This is a genomic window from Tardiphaga robiniae, assembly GCF_013359755.1.
Classification (GTDB): domain Bacteria; phylum Pseudomonadota; class Alphaproteobacteria; order Rhizobiales; family Xanthobacteraceae; genus Tardiphaga; species Tardiphaga robiniae.
On record NZ_JABMCJ010000092.1, the window covers coordinates 13354 to 29092 of the forward strand.

17 protein-coding genes are annotated in these 15739 nt (G+C 61.3%); 7 read left to right on the forward strand and 10 right to left on the reverse strand.

The annotated features are described in order from the left end of the window. The first annotated feature begins 47 nt into the window (after window positions 1-47). The 6 genes from HP556_RS22000 to HP556_RS22025 all read left to right on the forward strand — a co-directional run bounded on the left by HP556_RS22000 (window position 48) and on the right by HP556_RS22025 (window position 5370). Window positions 48-1070, forward strand: a complete 1023-nt coding sequence (locus HP556_RS22000; RefSeq protein ID WP_120288210.1) for an ABC transporter substrate-binding protein — start codon at window positions 48-50, stop codon at window positions 1068-1070. 8 nt (window positions 1071-1078) lie between these two features. Beyond that, on the forward strand, window positions 1079-1885 hold the full coding sequence (locus tag HP556_RS22005) for an ABC transporter ATP-binding protein (protein ID WP_175368535.1): 807 nt from the start codon (window positions 1079-1081) through the stop codon (window positions 1883-1885). A 56-nt stretch (window positions 1886-1941) separates the two neighbouring features. Next, window positions 1942-2718, forward strand: a complete 777-nt coding sequence (locus HP556_RS22010; RefSeq protein WP_246297873.1) for an ABC transporter permease — start codon at window positions 1942-1944, stop codon at window positions 2716-2718. Continuing rightward, complete coding sequence (locus tag HP556_RS22015; RefSeq protein ID WP_175368537.1) at window positions 2718-3701, forward strand: 2-hydroxyacid dehydrogenase; 984 nt, start codon at window positions 2718-2720, stop codon at window positions 3699-3701. The genes HP556_RS22010 and HP556_RS22015 overlap by 1 nt, the downstream gene beginning before the upstream one ends. 56 nt (window positions 3702-3757) lie before the next feature. After that, a complete protein-coding gene (locus HP556_RS22020) occupies window positions 3758-4408 on the forward strand; it encodes an AprI/Inh family metalloprotease inhibitor (RefSeq protein ID WP_175368837.1) in 651 nt (216 codons plus the stop codon). A 98-nt stretch (window positions 4409-4506) separates the two neighbouring features. Beyond that, window positions 4507-5370, forward strand: coding sequence for a tetratricopeptide repeat protein (locus tag HP556_RS22025; RefSeq protein WP_175368538.1), 864 nt, complete (start codon window positions 4507-4509; stop codon window positions 5368-5370). Between the two features lie 26 nt (window positions 5371-5396). Here the strand turns inward: HP556_RS22025 and radC are convergent, their stop codons facing one another. The 4 genes from radC to HP556_RS22045 form a co-directional block, all read right to left on the reverse strand. Further along, a complete protein-coding gene (gene radC / locus HP556_RS22030; RefSeq protein ID WP_175368539.1) occupies window positions 5397-6116 on the reverse strand; it encodes a RadC family protein in 720 nt (239 codons plus the stop codon). A gap of 97 nt (window positions 6117-6213) precedes the next feature. Beyond that, entirely contained in the window at window positions 6214-7041 is an 828-nt protein-coding gene (map, locus tag HP556_RS22035) for a type I methionyl aminopeptidase (protein ID WP_120288215.1), read from the reverse strand. Between the two features lie 131 nt (window positions 7042-7172). Beyond that, window positions 7173-7886, reverse strand: a complete 714-nt coding sequence (gene sfsA, locus HP556_RS22040; protein ID WP_175368540.1) for a DNA/RNA nuclease SfsA — start codon at window positions 7884-7886, stop codon at window positions 7173-7175. Window positions 7887-7891: 5 nt separating this feature from the next. Continuing rightward, window positions 7892-9214: a mechanosensitive ion channel family protein gene (locus HP556_RS22045; protein WP_175368541.1), complete on the reverse strand. Its 1323-nt coding sequence runs from the start codon at window positions 9212-9214 to the stop codon at window positions 7892-7894. Between the two features lie 239 nt (window positions 9215-9453). Between HP556_RS22045 and HP556_RS22050 the strand changes: the two genes are divergently transcribed. Next, on the forward strand, window positions 9454-11250 hold the full coding sequence (locus tag HP556_RS22050) for a potassium/proton antiporter (RefSeq protein WP_093759886.1): 1797 nt from the start codon (window positions 9454-9456) through the stop codon (window positions 11248-11250). 5 nt (window positions 11251-11255) lie between these two features. On the opposite strand, the gene modC is transcribed toward HP556_RS22050, so the two are convergent. From modC to mepA, 6 genes are all read right to left on the reverse strand, one after another. Beyond that, a complete protein-coding gene (gene modC, locus HP556_RS22055) occupies window positions 11256-11936 on the reverse strand; it encodes a molybdenum ABC transporter ATP-binding protein (protein ID WP_175368542.1) in 681 nt (226 codons plus the stop codon). A gap of 2 nt (window positions 11937-11938) precedes the next feature. Continuing rightward, a complete protein-coding gene (gene modB / locus HP556_RS22060) occupies window positions 11939-12634 on the reverse strand; it encodes a molybdate ABC transporter permease subunit (protein ID WP_120288219.1) in 696 nt (231 codons plus the stop codon). A gap of 3 nt (window positions 12635-12637) precedes the next feature. Continuing rightward, on the reverse strand, window positions 12638-13423 hold the full coding sequence (gene modA, locus HP556_RS22065; RefSeq protein WP_175368543.1) for a molybdate ABC transporter substrate-binding protein: 786 nt from the start codon (window positions 13421-13423) through the stop codon (window positions 12638-12640). Window positions 13424-13616: 193 nt separating this feature from the next. Then, on the reverse strand, window positions 13617-14114 hold the full coding sequence (locus tag HP556_RS22070) for a hypothetical protein (RefSeq protein ID WP_175368544.1): 498 nt from the start codon (window positions 14112-14114) through the stop codon (window positions 13617-13619). Between the two features lie 2 nt (window positions 14115-14116). After that, window positions 14117-14326: a TOBE domain-containing protein gene (locus tag HP556_RS22075; RefSeq protein WP_089262895.1), complete on the reverse strand. Its 210-nt coding sequence runs from the start codon at window positions 14324-14326 to the stop codon at window positions 14117-14119. Window positions 14327-14478: 152 nt separating this feature from the next. After that, a complete protein-coding gene (gene mepA, locus HP556_RS22080) occupies window positions 14479-15414 on the reverse strand; it encodes a penicillin-insensitive murein endopeptidase (protein WP_175368545.1) in 936 nt (311 codons plus the stop codon). Window positions 15415-15739 lie beyond the last annotated feature (325 nt).

Consider the following 15739-nt stretch of genomic DNA (forward strand, 5'->3'; position numbering starts at 1 on the left):
AGCAGATTGCTTCCTATCATGGGCCATAACGGTCGACGGAGTCCAATATGAGCCCGATATCCCTGCTGCGCGCGTTAACCATTGGCGCACTGGCCGTGATGGCCGCGCAGTCGCCCGCCACAGCGGAAACCAGGCTCGACAAGGTCAGTTTCGGCACCAACTGGGTGGCCGAGGCTGAACATGGCGGCTTCTTCCAAGCGGTCGCGGATGGTACCTACAAGAATTACGGGCTCGACGTCACCATCGTGCCGGGCGGGCCGAACGTGAACAATCGCATCCTGTTGATCTCGGGCAAGCTCGACTTCTTCATGAGCGCGAACACGCTGCAGTCCTTCGATGCCGTCGCCAATAATGTGCCGGTGGTCGCTGTCGCCGCGATCTTCCAGAAGGACCCGCAGGTCTTTCTGGCGCATCCCAATCCCAAGGTGACCAAGCTCGAAGATCTCAAGCCGATGACGCTGCTGATCTCGAAGGAGGGCGTCGCCGGCTATTTCCAATGGATGCGATCCGAGCTTGGCTTCAGCGCGTCCAAGGTCAAGCCTTACACCTATAATGCGCAGCCTTTCATCGTCGACAAGAATAGCGCGATGCAGGGCTATGTCACATCCGAGCCGTTCGTGGTCGAGAAGCAGGCCAATTTCAAGCCAACCGTGATGCTGCTCGCGGATTACGGGTTCGATGGCTATTCGACATTGATCGAAACGCGCCGCGAATGGGTCGACAAGAAGCCGGACCTTGTCCAGCGTTTCGTCGATGCCTCGATGATTGGCTGGTACAACTATCTCTATGGTGACAACAAAGCCGCCAATGAGGTCATCAAGAAGCTCAACCCGGAAATGACCGATGACCTGCTGGCCTATTCCATCGCCAAGATGAAGGAATACGGTATCGTCGACTCAGGTGACACGCTGAAAGACGGCATCGGTGCCATGAGCGAAGCGCGTGTTGCCAGCTTCTTCGACAAGATGTCACGCGCAGGCGTGGTCAAGCGCGATATCGACTATCGCAAGGCCTATACACTGCAGTTCATCAACAAGGGTGTCGGTCTCGATCTCCGGCCGAAGAAGTAGCCCGGCAGATGGTCGAACCTGCGTTGTCGTCGAACGATGCACCCACCGCTGTGCGCCTGCGCGGTGTCACGAAGGTCTATGACAACGGCACCGTGGCGCTGGGGCCTCTTGATCTCGATATTCGCAAGGGCGAGTTCGTCTCGCTGTTGGGCTCGTCCGGCTGCGGCAAATCCACCGCACTCCGCCTGATTGCAGGCCTGATCGCGCCGTCAGCGGGCACTTTGGATGTGGCCGCACGCAGCAGCGGTCACGCTATTGGCTTCGTGTTCCAGGAGCCGACGCTGATGCCATGGAGCACGATTCGGGAGAATGTACGGCTGCCTCTGAAGCTGGCACATATGCCGGATGCGCAGTCGACGGCGCGAGTGGATGAGGTGCTCGCACAGGTCGGTCTCGCGGACTTCGCCGGAGCCTATCCGCGCGAATTATCGGGGGGCATGAAGATGCGGGCGTCGCTGGCCCGCGCGCTGGTGACCGAGCCGGATATCCTGCTGATGGACGAGCCTTTTGCGGCGCTCGACGAGATCACGCGCTTCCGGCTCAACAACGACCTGCTGGCGCTATGGCGCGAACTCGGCAAGACGGTCATCTTCGTCACTCATTCGGTGTTCGAGTCGGTTTATCTGTCGCAGCGCGTTGTGGTGATGACGTCGCGGCCAGGTCGCGTCAGCGCCGAATGCCATATCGAATCCTCTGAACCGCGCGACGACGCGTTCCGCACCTCGATGGCCTATGCCGGCTACTGCCGCGATGTTTCACAAGCACTGATGACGGCCAGTGATGCGGCATTCAACGAGACAAAGGCGCGGGCATGAAAGGGCTGGAGCCACTGCCCACAGTCGATCGCGGTTCGGTCGTGCCGGGCAGCGATATGCAATGGCAGCGCGTCGTCTGGCCGGTGGTCGTGTTTGTCGCTGGAATCGTTTTGTGGGATCTCGTCGTCCGGATCGGCGAAATCCCGCCCTACCTGTTGCCAGGTCCCGTGCTCGTCTTTCAGACACTGATCGCCGACTGGTCGGTCCTGTCTGAATCGCTCGGCGTGACATTGCTGACAGCGCTGGAGGGCTTCATCGCCGCGGCCATCGGTGGCATCGCGCTGGCGCTGTTGTTCAACCAGTCCAAATGGCTGGAATATTCGCTGCTGCCCTATGCCATCGTGCTGCAGGTGACGCCCGTCATCGCCATCGCGCCGCTGATGCTGATCTATCTGCCGCAGCAGACGGCCGTTGTTGTCTGCGCCTGGATCGTCGCGTTCTTCCCGGTGCTGGCCAATACGACGCTGGGCCTCAATTCGGTGGATCGCAATCTGGCCGGTCTGTTCCAGCTCTATCGCGCATCGCGTTGGCAGGTGCTGCGCTATTTGCAGCTTCCGGCGGCATTGCCATTCATACTTGGCGGATTGCGCATTGCCGGCGGATTGTCGCTGATCGGCGCGGTGGCAGCGGAAATCGCCGCAGGTGCGGCGGGTGCTGGTTCAGGGCTCGCCTATCGCATTTCGGAATCCAGCTATCGCCTCAATATTCCCCGAATGTTCGCTGCGTTATTGTTGCTGTCCGTTGCGGGGATTGTGATTTATATGCTGCTCGCGCTGGTATCCCACGGATTGTTGCGGCGCTGGCATGAGAGTGCACTGCGAAAGGAAAAATAATGGGGACGGGAATCTCTTCGGACAAAATCGACCTGCTGATCTACGGGCCAACGAAGCCGCTGATCAATAACGGTTTCTCGGATCAGTTCGTATTGCATAAGTATGAAACCCAGCACGATCTCGAACGGCTGCCGGCGGGCGTCGCCGAGAAAATCCGCGGTATCGCCGTGACCGGCCTGGTGCCGACCAACAGCGCCGTGCTGGCGAAATATCCCAAGGTCGAGATCATCTCCTCGTTCGGCGTCGGCTACGATCACATCGACGCGAAATATGCCGCCGAGAACAACATCCTCGTCACCAACACGCCGGATGTGCTGACCGAGGAAGTCGCCGATACGGCGCTCGGCCTGTTCATTGCGACTGCCCGCGAATTCATCAAGGCGGACAAATATGTCCGTTCGGGCCTGTGGCTGACGCAGCCTTATCCGCTCACAGTCGGCTCGCTGCGCGACCGCAAGGTCGGCATGGTGGGCATGGGCCGCATCGGTCAGGCCATTGCGCGCCGTCTCGACGCCTCGCTGGTGCCGGTGGTCTATCACTCGCGCAACCCCGCCGCTGGCGTCTCGCACAAACACTATCCGAACCTGATCGAGATGGCGAAGGCGGTGGATACGCTGATCGTCATTACGCCGGGCGGACCGTCGACGGCCAATCTCGTCAACGCGGAAGTCATGCAGGCGCTCGGTCCGCGCGGTATCATCATCAATGTCGCACGCGGTTCGGTGATCGATGAGCCTGCACTGATTGCGGCGCTCAAATCGGGCACCATTCTGGCCGCGGGCCTCGACGTGTTTGCGCAGGAGCCCAAGGTGCCGGACGAGCTGAAGTCGATGCAGAACGTCGTGCTGCTGCCGCATGTCGGCTCGGCGTCGGTGGTGACGCGCAACGCGATGGATCAGCTGGTGGTCGACAACCTCAAGCTCTGGTTCGCCGGCAAGGCGCCGACGACGCCGATTGCGGAAACACCGATAAAGGGACGCTGATCGTGAGACTCGCGTCGGTGCGCTGTCGATATTTTGTGCTGGCAGTGGCCGGCGCGATGCTTGTCGGCGCACCGGCGCGAGCTCAGGATGCCGCCACCCTTCGGAAAAACATGATCGGGCAGTGGGAGCTCTCCACCACCGAGCGCAGCAAGACCTGCGTGGTGACGCTGAAGAACGACACGTCGCCGCAGGGGCTGAAGCTCGAACTCGAACCGGATTGCGCGAAAGCATTGCCTTTCACCAAGGATATCGCAGCCTGGAACATCAAGGGGCTCGATATCGTCCGGCTGCAGAATCCGACGGGCGAAGCGGTGATCGATTTCACCGAAGTCGAGAGCGGCATTTTTGAGGGCATTCGCACGGGTGAGGGCGTCTATATCCTGCAGAATCTGGCGGCGGCGCGGTCACTGACCAAATCGATGGATCAGATGATTGGCGACTGGTCGATGGTGCGCGGCAGCGGCCGCGTGGTCTGCGGCCTGACGCTGACCAATACCGAGACGACCCAGGACAACTTCGCCGTGTTCCTGAAGCCGCGCTGCGAGGCCTTGGTCGCGAATTTCAATCCCAAGCAGTGGCGCCTCGAACGCGGCGAATTGCTGATGATGTCGGCATCGGGCGAGACGTGGCATTTCGAAGCCGACGACAACGCGCAATGGCGCCGTGTGCCGGATAGTGCTGATCCGCTCATCCTGCTGCGACAGTAGGTCGTCCGCACGCTTTCGTTTGTCGTCCCCGCGAAAGCGGGGACCCATAACCACGGCATGCGCAATTGTAACGGCGAGCCACGACGACAGCACTCCAAATGACCCGCGGCGTGTATGGGTCCCCGCTTTTGCGGGGACGACGAGGAGAGGTCGTTGCCCGGATTGCGCCCTACGCATCAATCCGTCCGGTTCAAATCAGCTTCTTCGAACCTATTTCCGTTGTGAATGACCAAGATGAAATGGTTCAAACCCGATTGGAGGGTGAGATGAAATTTTTCGCCTTGGCTTTTTCGTGCCTGTTATTTTTCTCAATGCCTGCCAATGCAAATGACGCAGACACCTTTAATGCAATGGTCGCATTGGCGAACAAGGGAGATGCAGAGGCGCAATATCATGTGGGCATGATGTACAATAATGGCATCGGCACACAACAGGATCGCAGGCAGGCCTTTGAGTGGTTTCAAAAATCAGCTGCGTCGAGCGACCCGTTGGGAGCCTACAAGCTTGGTTGTTACTATGACGGGCAAGGGGCAGGCATCGTGGAGTCTGACTCGGATCAAGCTTTAAAGTATAAGCTTGTTTCTGCCGAAGCCGGCTATGCGCTTGCCCAGCACGATGTCGCTAATCTGTATGACAGGCGAGGTAATTCAGAAGAAGCGCTCAAATGGTGGAAGAGGGCGGGCGATCAGGGATATCCCGGTGCCCTCTTTGGTTTGTCCCGTTTGTATTCTGCCGGAAAAGGAGCGCCAAAGGATCTGTCTTTGTCGTATGCGTATTTCAAACTCTCGAAGCTGGCGCCCGCGAAAAATGTGAATGAGATGGCTGCACTGTTGTCCGAACAAGAACTCAAGAACGCAGAAAAACTGGTGTCCGAATGGAAGCCGCGGACAACTGCTTTAACACTCAAGGCAAAGAGTGGTATTCGAGCAGCAGAAGAATACGTCAAAACCATCAAAAACTAAGTGTTCTGATTGGCCTTAGATCAGCTTCAGATCAGCTTCAGCCCCTTCAAACTCGCATGCCCATGTTTGCCGACGATGATGTGATCATGCACCGCGATGCCGAGCGGGGCGGCGACATCGATCACCGCCTTGGTCATCTGCACATCGGCCTGCGACGGTGTCGGGTCGCCGGAAGGATGATTGTGCACCATGATGATGGCCGTCGCTGACAGTTCGAGCGCGCGCTTCACGACCTCACGCGGATAGACCGGTGTGTGATCGACGGTGCCGACCTGCTGGACCTCGTCCGAGATCAACTGGTTGCGCTTGTCCAGGAACAGAATACGGAACTGCTCCTTGTCGGCGAAGGCCATGGCCGTGCGGCAATAGTCGATCACCGTGGCCCATGACGACAATGCGGTGCGCTGTTTCAATTGCCCCTTGGCGACGCGGCTGGTGGCAGCGGCGATCAGTTTGATCTCGGTGATGGCGGCTTCACCGAGCCCGCCGATTTCGCGCAGCCGCGTGTCGGGGGCATGCACCGTCTCAGCGAAGGAGCCGAATTTCGTGATCAGCGATTTCGCCAGCGGCTTCACATCCCTGCGCGGCAGCGCACGGAACAGCACCATTTCCAGCAATTCATAATCGCTCAGCGCATTGGCGCCGACGCTGCGAAAGCGCTCCCGCAGTCGCTCCCGATGGCCATGATAATGCGGCACTTCGGCAAGACCCGTCGGGGTGGTTGGATCGCTGGGACTGACGGGCATTTGGCGCCAACGCTCGCATGGACATTATCCGCGAGCATGCCGTGCCCGGCTGCATTTGCAACTAGAAAGTGTTCGATGTCGTGTGGCGATTTGAAGTTTAGGCGGCGGGCGTCGGCGGCTGTTCGTTATGCCGCTTGGACAGCGTGAAAATCTCGACGCCGGTCGCCGTCACGCCGACGGTGTGCTCGAACTGCGCCGACAGCGACCGGTCGCGGGTCACGGCGGTCCAGCCGTCGGACAGAACCTTCACATGTGGCTTGCCGAGATTGATCATCGGCTCGATGGTGAAGAACATGCCGGGGCGCAAGGTCACGCCTTCGCCGGGGCGGCCGACATGGATGATGTTCGGCTCGTCATGGAACATGCGGCCGAGGCCATGGCCGCAGAAGTCGCGCACCACACTCATCTGCTGCGGTTCGACGAAGCTCTGGATCGCATGGCCGATGTCGCCGGTGGTATTGCCCGGCTTGACCACGGCGATGCCGCGCATCAGCGATTCATAGGTGACCTCGACCAGTCGCTCCGCCTTGCGGGCGAGTTCGCCGACGCCGTACATGCGGCTGGAATCGCCATACCAGCCCTCGACGATGAAGGTGACGTCGACATTGACAATGTCGCCTTCCTTCAGCGCGCGGTCGCCGGGCATGCCGTGGCAGACCACGTGATTGATCGACGTGCAGGTCGAATAGCGATAACCGCGATACATCAGCGTGGCCGGAAAGGCGCCATGGCTGAAGGCGAATTCGCGGACGAAGTCGTCGATCGCCGAGGTCAGCACGCCCGGCTTCACCAGATCGGTCAGCTCGTCGAGACACTGCGACACCAGCGCGCCGGCCTTGCGCATGCCAGCAAAAGCGGCGGGACCGTGCAGCTTGATCTGGCCGGTTTTTCGCTGGGAGGTTTCGGAGGCTTCGACGTAGCTCATCAGGTGATCTTGCCAGGCAGGATGCGACGGGAATGTGTGATTTGAGGCCCCAATTTAATGGCTGGGGCGGTCAGCGCAAGCCAAAGCAGCCTCTCCAGGACCTCATCGCTCGGTCCCCAAGCCGGCCATATTCATGGCTGAATCGGCACTCGGCCGGCCAGAATGATGCCGTCATGGTCGATCTGGCAGGTATAGGCGATGGCTTCGACGCCTGCGGTGCAGGCTTTGTCGAAGGCGCGGCCATAGGCCGGGTCGATATCCCGCGCCAGCGCAAAATGTGTAGACGAGCCGATCTGGACCACGAACAACATCACGGCCCGGGCGCCTGCGGCGACCATGGCGGCCAGTTCGTCGAGATGGCGGGCGCCACGCGCGGTGACTGAATCCGGGAATTCCGCCAATCCCGGCTGGCGCATCATGTGGACGTTTTTGACCTCGACATAGCAGGGCGGCCGTGACGGGTGTTCCAGCAGGAAATCCACCCGCGATGCCGCACCATATTTCACCTCGCGGCGGATGATGTCGTAGCCGGTAAGTTCGGGGATCGCATTGGCGGCCAGCGCCTCCGCGACAATGGCATTGGGATGCATCGTGTTGACGCCGACCAGCTCGGGGCCATTGCCGAAATCGGCTTCGATCAGCTCCCACGAAAAAGGCAGCTTGCGGGTCTTGCTCGGCGACTTCGACAGCCAGACCCGCGCGCCCGGCGCCTGCAGGCCGATCATCGCGCCGGGATTGGCGACATGGGCGGTGATCACGCTGCCATCGGCGAGCTCGACATCGGCAAGGAAGCGCTTGTAGCGCCGCAGCAGCGTCGCCGGAACCAGATCGGCCTGTAGCTTCATCGGAACTATTCCGGACCGGAGGCGACTTCGACGATGGTTTCGACCGGCAGAGCCCCACCACGGATTTTCAGCTCGCGGACCGGATAGGGCACGCGGATGCCCTCGCGCTTGAAGGCATCCCACAGTCCCAGCATCACCTCGCTCTTCACGGCATCCATGCCATCGGGCGAGTCGATCCAGAAGGTCAGTGAGAATTTCATGCCGGCTTCGGCGAATTCAGTGAGGATGCAGTTCGGCGTCTTGGCCGTATTGGCCCGTGGGGATGCCGTGGCGACGTCGATAGCCAGCTTGCAGACGACGCGCGGATCCGCATCGTAATTGGCGCTGAAATTGACCTTCACCAGCGTGTCCTTGTCCGTATAGGTCCAGTTCACCACCTTCTGGGTAATGAGGTCCTCGTTGGGGATCAGGAACTCGCGGCCGTCGCCCGCGGCGACCGAGATGTAGCGCGTATTCATCGCACTGATGCGGCCGGAGCTGTCGCCGATGGTGACGAGGTCGCCGGGCTTCACCGATTTGTCCGCCAGCAGGATCACGCCGCTGATGAAATTGGCCACGATTTTCTGCAGGCCGAAACCGATACCGACACCGACTGCACCGGAGAACACGGCGAGCGCCGAGAGGTTGATGCCGACCGCACCCATGACGAGAGCGACGGCGAACACCATCAAGAGCAGGCGCACTAGCTTGATCAGCAGGACCTGGATCGAGGGCGTGAGGTCATGGGATTGCCTGATGCGTCCTTCGAGAAAATTGCTGGCGATGTTCGAGAGCCATAGCGCTACCGCGAGCAAGACGCCGAGCTTGATCAAGAGTAGCGGGGTCAACCGGAGGCCGCCGAGGTCGATCCCGTTCGCATCCAGCATGGTGATGGTCGGCTGCAACTGGCCGACAATGCTGAGGGCCGCCACGAACCAGGCCGAGATCGACACCAGCCGGACTAGGAATTCGTTACGGATCACGCTGGTGACAAGCCGGATCACTAGCCACGCGAGTGCAAGCTTCGCGGCCACTGACAGCAAATAGCTGCGGCTGGGCCATGTCACGCTCAGCATGATCACGCGGTCGAGGGTCATCAGGATCGCAAAGGCCGCAGTGGCCGCGCTGCCGACGAGAATGCGCATGAACATGCGCAGCGGCGCCGGCCAGCCCATCGCCAGCGAGGTCATATCGACCCGCGAGCGGATTGCGGCCCCGATGGCGAAGGCAATGCCGCCGCCGGCCATCATAAGTCCGAGCTGCAAATAGAACCACGGCGAGGTTACCTCGGCGCCGAACGATCGTGCGGTTGCCAGCACGAATTCGTGGGTGTCGGTCAGGTCAAGCATCGCGCAGCTCTCGTTGTCGTGAATGTATCGTGTGGTGTGGAATCATCGCTGGACGGCGCATTTGATTCGGATGGGCAGAGATTCACACAAGCACCACGTCGACGCCATCGAGCGGAGCTTCTGCCTTGGGCAATTCCCGAGAAATATACCTGCAAATAGGTATCACGCAGAAAACGTTTGGCGTCTCGGGATGACGACGATAAGCATGGATTTACAAGTATTTCCGGCCTCGGAGCCTCATGGCGTCACTTGATTCCGTCAGCATTGCCATCCTTCTCGGCGCAGTTCTGGTTATGGCCGGCATCCTGTCCAGCCTGCTTGCGCTTCGCTTCGGCGCGCCATTGCTGCTGTTCTTCCTGTTTATCGGCATGGTGGCCGGCGAAGCGGGCCCCGGCGGACTGCGGTTTGACGACGTCCATACAACCTATGTGGTGGGCTCGGTTGCACTCGCGCTGATCCTGTTCGACGGTGGGTTGAAGACACGATTTCAGGCCATTCGCGCGGTGCTGGCCCCGTCGATGGTGCTGGCCACGATTGGCGTGTTGTTGACGGCGTTGATCACGGCGCCAGTCGCCAAATATGCCCTCGACCTGAACTGGACCCAGGCGCTGCTGACCGGCGCGGTGGTGGCTTCCACCGACGCCGCGGCTGTCTTTCTGCTGGTCCACGCGCAAGGCCTGCGCCTCAGACCGAGGGTTGGCGCGACACTCGAAGTTGAGTCCGGAACGAACGATCCGTTCGCCGTCTTTCTGACCCTGACGCTGGTCAAGCTTCTGTCGCTGGGCGACGCCTCTGCCGGTCACGTGGCAATGGAATTTGTTCAGGAAGCCGTGCTGGGCACCCTGATCGGCGTCGTCGGTGGCCGGTTGGTTGTCCTGGCCATGAATCGCGTGGCGTTGCCGCAGGGGCTGCATGCGCCCTTCGTCTGCACCGCGGCTCTGGTGATCTTCGGGCTGGCTCAGATCGCTCACGCCTCAGGCTTTCTGGCGGTCTATCTTGCCGGCATCATCATCGGCAATCGTCCGACGCGGGCGCATAATTCCGTGGTGACGTTCCTCGACGCTGCGACGTGGCTGGCGCAGATCGTGATGTTCGTCATGCTCGGTCTTCTGGTGTCGCCGGAGCGGCTGGTGGGCAGCATCATTCCGGCGGTCGGCGTTGCCCTGGTTCTGATGTTCGTGGCGCGCCCGGTCGCGGTCTTCCTGTGTTTGCAGCCTTTCCGCTTCAACTGGCGTGAAAAGATGTTCGTTTCGTGGGTCGGCCTGCGCGGTGCCGTCGCAATCTTCCTTGCCTCGATCCCGATGCTGGTTGGTCTGCCCAAGGCGTCGCTGTATTTCGACGTCGCTTTCGTGGTCGTGATCATCTCGCTGTTGTTTCAGGGATGGACGCTGGCTTTTGCCGCCCGGAAGCTGCATGTCGCTCTGCCGCGCACCGACAGGGGGCCGCGCCGTATCGAACTCGATTTGCCAGGTCAGCTCGAACAGCAACTGGTCGGCTATGCCGTGCGCCCGAAGAGCCTCTACCTGAAGCGCAATCTCATTCCGTCGTGGTCGAAGCCGACGCTGGTCATTCGCGATGAGCGCATCCTGACGCCGGCGGAGGCCGAGCCTGTTACGGCCGGCGATTACATCTATCTGCTGGCGCCGCCGGAAAAGGCCGAGGCGCTGGATCGCTTCTTTGTCGACATGCCGCCGAGCACGGCGCCGGACCCGCATCTGCTTGGTGATTTCATGGTGTCTGGCGAAATCACTCTCGGCGATCTTGCGGCGATCTACGGCATCGCCGTCGATCCAGCCCAGGCATCGCTGACGCTGGCGGATTATTTCGATATCCATCTCGATCATGCGCCGACCGTTGGCGCCGCCTTGCCGATCGACAGCATCGACCTTGTCGCGCGCAGTCTTGGTGGCGGACGCGTCAATGTGGTTGGCCTGCGTCTGCCCGAAGATGAAGACCCCGCGCCGCCAAAGCTGACACGCAGGCAAGCCCTCAAGGCGAAACTGAAGCGAGGCTGGACCACGCTGTCCGGCGCCTGATTGGCTCAGGCTGCCGGGATGATACGCGGCAGGATCTCGGTGCCACCGAAGGCCGCGACACGGCCGCGCTTCAGCATCACTACCTGCGTCGCCAGTTGCCGCATTTCGTCGGCATCGTGACTGACGAAGACCATCGGCACATCGCCTGCATCGCGCAGCCGCTTGAGGTAGGGAAGGATCTCCGCCTTCCGCTCCTCGTCGAGCGCCCCCATCGGTTCGTCGAGCAGTAGCAGCCTCGGTTGAGATAGCAGCGCACGTCCCAGCGCCACGCGTTGACGTTCACCGCCCGAGAGGCCGCCGGGACGACGATCGAGCAGATGTCCGATATCAAGCATCTCTGTAATGCGCGTTTCCTCAGCAGAATCGCGTGTCAGGCGGTTCATCCGGCGTCCGTAGTCGAGGTTCTGCGCGACGCTCAGATGCGGGAACAGTCGCGCATCCTGAAACACATAGCCGATTCGGCGCCGATGCGGCGGAACGTGGACGCGCGCGCTGCCGTCATAGAGCACGTCGCCATCCACGGCGATGATGCCGCGATCCGGCTGCACGAGGCCGGCGATCATGCTGACCAGCGAGGTCTTGCCCGCACCTGAGGAGCCGAACAGGCCCGTCACGCGGCCTTCGCTGGTGAAGGCGACGTCGACTGAAAATTCGCCAAGTTGTTTGAACACACCAACGCGCAGCACGATCAGTTTCCGTGCAGCCGTTGCGTCGCGCGGCGCGCGAACCATTCCGAAGCGATAAGCGCCAGCACGGCGATGCCGATGGAGATCATCACCAGACGTGAGGCTGCCGCGTCACCGTCGGGCGTCTGGATCAACGAGTAGATCGCGGAGGAAATCGTCTGGGTCTCGCCGGGAATGTTTGAGACGAAAGTAATGGTGGCGCCGAATTCGCCGATGGCCTTGGCAAAGCCGAGGACCATGCCGGCCAGGACGCCGGGCAGCGCCAGCGGCAAGGTCACGGTCGCAAACACCTTCCAGGGCGATGCGCCGAGCGTGCTCGACGCCTGTTCGAGCCGCCGGTCAACCGCTTCAATCGAGAGCCGGATCGGCCGCACAAGCAGAGGGAACGACATCACGCCGCATGCAAGCGCGGCACCCGTCCAGCGAAAGGCGAAGACGATGCCGAGATGTTCGGCGAGCCAGGCGCCGAGAATGCCGCGCTTGCCGAGCAGCAACAGCAGCAGATAGCCGGTGACGACGGGCGGGAGCACCAGCGGCAGATAGATGATGGCGTCGATGATCGGCTTGCCCCAGAAGTCACGCCGAGCGAGTAGCCAGGCGACGCCGATTCCAATCGGCGTTGAGATCAGTGTCGCGATCACGGCGACCCTGACTGAAAGCAGGATCGCCGTCCATTCTTCAGGAGAGATGTCGGACACGTGTCAGGACGTCGGCTTGACCAGGAACGTGAAGCCGTACTTCTCAAGAGCCGTCTTTGCGGCCGATGACCTCAGGAAGGTCAGGTAGTCGGCAGCTTCGGTTTTCGCGGTGGTGGTCGCCGCGACCGGATAGATGATCGCCGGGTGCGAGTCCGACGGGAAGGTGCCGATGATCTTCACGCCCGGATCGATCTTGGCATCGGTCGCATAGACGATGCCAAGCGGGGCTTCACCGCGCGAGACCAGCGTCAGCGCCGCGCGCACGCTCTCGGCCATGGCGAATTTCGACTCGGCGGCGGTCCAGCTGCCGAGCTTCTCAAGCGCGGCCTTTGCGTATTTGCCGACCGGGACCGACTTCACATCGCCGGTGGCGATCTTGCCGTCGCCGGCGAGCTTGGCGAGATCGAAGCCTTGACCGATGGTGACGTTGTCGAGCTTGGCGTCCTTTGCGGCGATCAGCACGATGCTGTTGCCGAGGAGGTCGGTGCGCGTGGCGACGTTGATGTTCTTTTTGCCGATGGCGTAGTCCATCCAGTCGGTGTCGGCGGACACGAAGACGTCGGCCGGCGCGCCCTGTTCGATCTGCTTGGCGAGCGCCGAGCTTGCAGCATAGCTGGCGGTGATCTTCACGCCGGTCTTGGCAGTGTAGGCGGCATCGAGCTCGTCGAGCGCGTTCTTCATCGACGCTGCGGCGAACACGGTGAGGGTTTTGTCCTGCGCATGGGCAGGCGTGAAGGTCGATCCGAGCAGGATCGAGAACGCAGCGAAAAGTCCGGCAAAACGGTTCATGTGGCGCTCCATGCGTGAGCGCAGCGCAAAATGCGCGCAACTCAGGCGTTGGTTGGGTGGGACATGCGACAGGCGGAAGCGCCGTTCCGGCAATCCCGAGGACTTACGGTCCGCAGGGGATATCGCTGGGGAATAATATCAGGCTGGCCAAGGGGGTAAAGGCCCTTGGGCGCGGAGGCCTCTAAGGCTGCCGTCACTCGGACGGCAGCACGGCCAAGTTGATGCTGTTCTCGCTCACGCCGCTGATCTGGATCACGAACGGACCTGCCGCGAGATCGTACTTCATAGTCTTGCGGATGCCGGCGCAGTCGGTCGCGCCGCTGAACTCCATCGGCTTCAGGATTTCGCCGTCCTGCACCACGTCGACCCATGCTGCCGATGACAGGCTGACGGTGTAGGTGCCGGCCTTCGGTGCCTTCTGGAAGCGCGCAAAGCCTGCAAATGTGCCGTCTTTCGGCTTTCGCTCCGGGGACGTCGGCAGCTTCGCCTCAGCGGGTGTCTTCAAATCAAGGATCGCTGTGGCGGGAATTGCGAGGTCGGCGCCAGAGGCAATCTTGAGGCGATCCTGCGCCGTCAGTGCGGCGCGCTCCTTGTCGATCGGCCACTTGAACTTGTCACAGCCGCTGGGCTCGGCAGCCCATGCAGGCGCCGAACCGAGCAGTGTGAGCGCGACAATCAGACGCGCATACATAGTCAATCCACCGCGATCATGACGTCGGAGGCCTTCACCACGACGATGCACTTGCCGCCGGCCTTGAGCGCCAGATCGTCAACGGCTTCGTTGGTGATTGACGAGGTCACGACCTGGCCGCCGCCGATGTCGACGCGGACATGCGAGGTGGTCGCGCCCTTGGTCACTTCGAGGACGGTACCCTTGATCTGGTTGCGTGCACTGATGCGCATGTTGGATCTCGCAGGATTGGGCCGGGCAGCTGACAGCCGCGGCTGATATGGAAGGAGTGCGGGAGGGGCGCCCGTTGTTGATCGTCGGCTTACGGCACAACGATGGCGTGTTCTAACCCGGTTTCACGACAATGCGATAGCCAGTCGGCCGATCACGGTGCCGTCAGAACCTGTCGGCACGCAGCCGGCATTTCTGCGAGCGTCATCGGCGGCTTCGGCTTGGGCGGAACCGGCGGCGGTTTCGGATGCAGTACGGCATCGCTGAACCAGTAAGCCAGATCGCCGGCGCTGCAGCCCTCGGAATCAGTCGGCGGTGGCTGGGCTTCGCATTCGGCACTGCCGACCGGGCATTTGATGCGGACATGGAAGTGATAATCATGGCCGTACATCGGCCGCACCTTCGACAGCCAGCTGCGGTCGCCCTTGGCTTCGCGGCACAGCGCCTTCTTGATGGCGGCGTTGACGAAGATGCGCTCCACGCTGGGCTCCAGCGCCGCGGCGCGGATCACCGGCAGATGGGACGGCGTCCAGGTAGTCGGATCGATGTCGAGCCGGTCGTGCCGCACCATCATTACCGCCGACATCTCCTCACGCTCGTTGCGCGAGAGCTGGCGGTTCGGCATCGGCGTCAGCCAGATATCGGCATCAAGCCCGACCTGATGGCTGGCATGGCCTGTGATCATCGGCCCGCCGCGCGGCTGCGACATGTCGCCGACCAGGATGCCTGGCCAGCCGGCGTTCTTGTTAGCCCTGACCGACAGCCGCTCCAGCAGCTCGACCAGTTGCGGATGCGCCCAGTTGCGATTGCGCGACAGCCGCATCACCTGCCAGGTCGGCCCGTTGATCGGCAGCGCTTCGGCGCCTGCGATGCAGCCCTTGGCGTAGAAGCCGACCACGCGCACCGGCGATTTCGTCGGCAGCACCTTGCGGCCGAATAGTTCTTTGGCGCCGATGGCCGGGTCGTTCGGATTGGCCAGCGGCGGCAGCGGTTTCAGATCGACGCTGCCTTTGGTTTGCGCCAATGCCAGCGGCGTTGAAGCAATGACGGCGGGCAGGAGTATGAGGCTGAGAATCAGGCGAAGGCTCATGCTGCGACTATAGCTGAAGCTGTCGACGAGGTGAGTGACCTGCGGCACGTATGATTTTAACGCGCGGGTAACCACATCTGACGCTGGCGCTTTTTTTTGCGTTTGGGTTTGCCGGTCCTCCTGTTGCCACTGGCTCAGTCGTTTTATCAGCGTTTCGAGCCGCTTGCGTCTCTCACTTGGTGGGGATGATCGCGCGTGACCCGGTAACGTCCAGACATGGGTAACCATATGCCCACGGTTTTTGCCTGTTGTGAAGGCATGGGATGTGTACAGGCGCGCAGTTCAGACGGTAATCGGTTGCTGTGAACGGGCATTGATACCGTTT

Bases quoted from the DNA above. Each gene is read 5' to 3' on its own strand.
- HP556_RS22045 (WP_175368541.1), bottom strand. From the start codon at position 9,214: ATGCTTGACCTGACCGACACCCACGAATTCGTGCTGGCAACCGCACGA.
- HP556_RS22050 (WP_093759886.1), top strand. From the start codon at position 9,454: ATGGCGTCACTTGATTCCGTCAGCATTGCCATCCTTCTCGGCGCAGTT.
- mepA (WP_175368545.1), bottom strand. From the start codon at position 15,414: ATGAGCCTTCGCCTGATTCTCAGCCTCATACTCCTGCCCGCCGTCATT.
- HP556_RS22005 (WP_175368535.1), top strand. From the start codon at position 1,079: ATGGTCGAACCTGCGTTGTCGTCGAACGATGCACCCACCGCTGTGCGC.
- modA (WP_175368543.1), bottom strand. From the start codon at position 13,423: ATGAACCGTTTTGCCGGACTTTTCGCTGCGTTCTCGATCCTGCTCGGA.
- radC (WP_175368539.1), bottom strand. From the start codon at position 6,116: ATGCCCGTCAGTCCCAGCGATCCAACCACCCCGACGGGTCTTGCCGAA.
- HP556_RS22015 (WP_175368537.1), top strand. From the start codon at position 2,718: ATGGGGACGGGAATCTCTTCGGACAAAATCGACCTGCTGATCTACGGG.
- HP556_RS22070 (WP_175368544.1), bottom strand. From the start codon at position 14,114: ATGTATGCGCGTCTGATTGTCGCGCTCACACTGCTCGGTTCGGCGCCT.
- HP556_RS22010 (WP_246297873.1), top strand. From the start codon at position 1,942: ATGCAATGGCAGCGCGTCGTCTGGCCGGTGGTCGTGTTTGTCGCTGGA.
- HP556_RS22020 (WP_175368837.1), top strand. From the start codon at position 3,758: ATGCTTGTCGGCGCACCGGCGCGAGCTCAGGATGCCGCCACCCTTCGG.
- map (WP_120288215.1), bottom strand. From the start codon at position 7,041: ATGAGCTACGTCGAAGCCTCCGAAACCTCCCAGCGAAAAACCGGCCAG.
- HP556_RS22075 (WP_089262895.1), bottom strand. From the start codon at position 14,326: ATGCGCATCAGTGCACGCAACCAGATCAAGGGTACCGTCCTCGAAGTG.
- HP556_RS22000 (WP_120288210.1), top strand. From the start codon at position 48: ATGAGCCCGATATCCCTGCTGCGCGCGTTAACCATTGGCGCACTGGCC.
- sfsA (WP_175368540.1), bottom strand. From the start codon at position 7,886: ATGAAGCTACAGGCCGATCTGGTTCCGGCGACGCTGCTGCGGCGCTAC.
- HP556_RS22025 (WP_175368538.1), top strand. From the start codon at position 4,507: ATGACCCGCGGCGTGTATGGGTCCCCGCTTTTGCGGGGACGACGAGGA.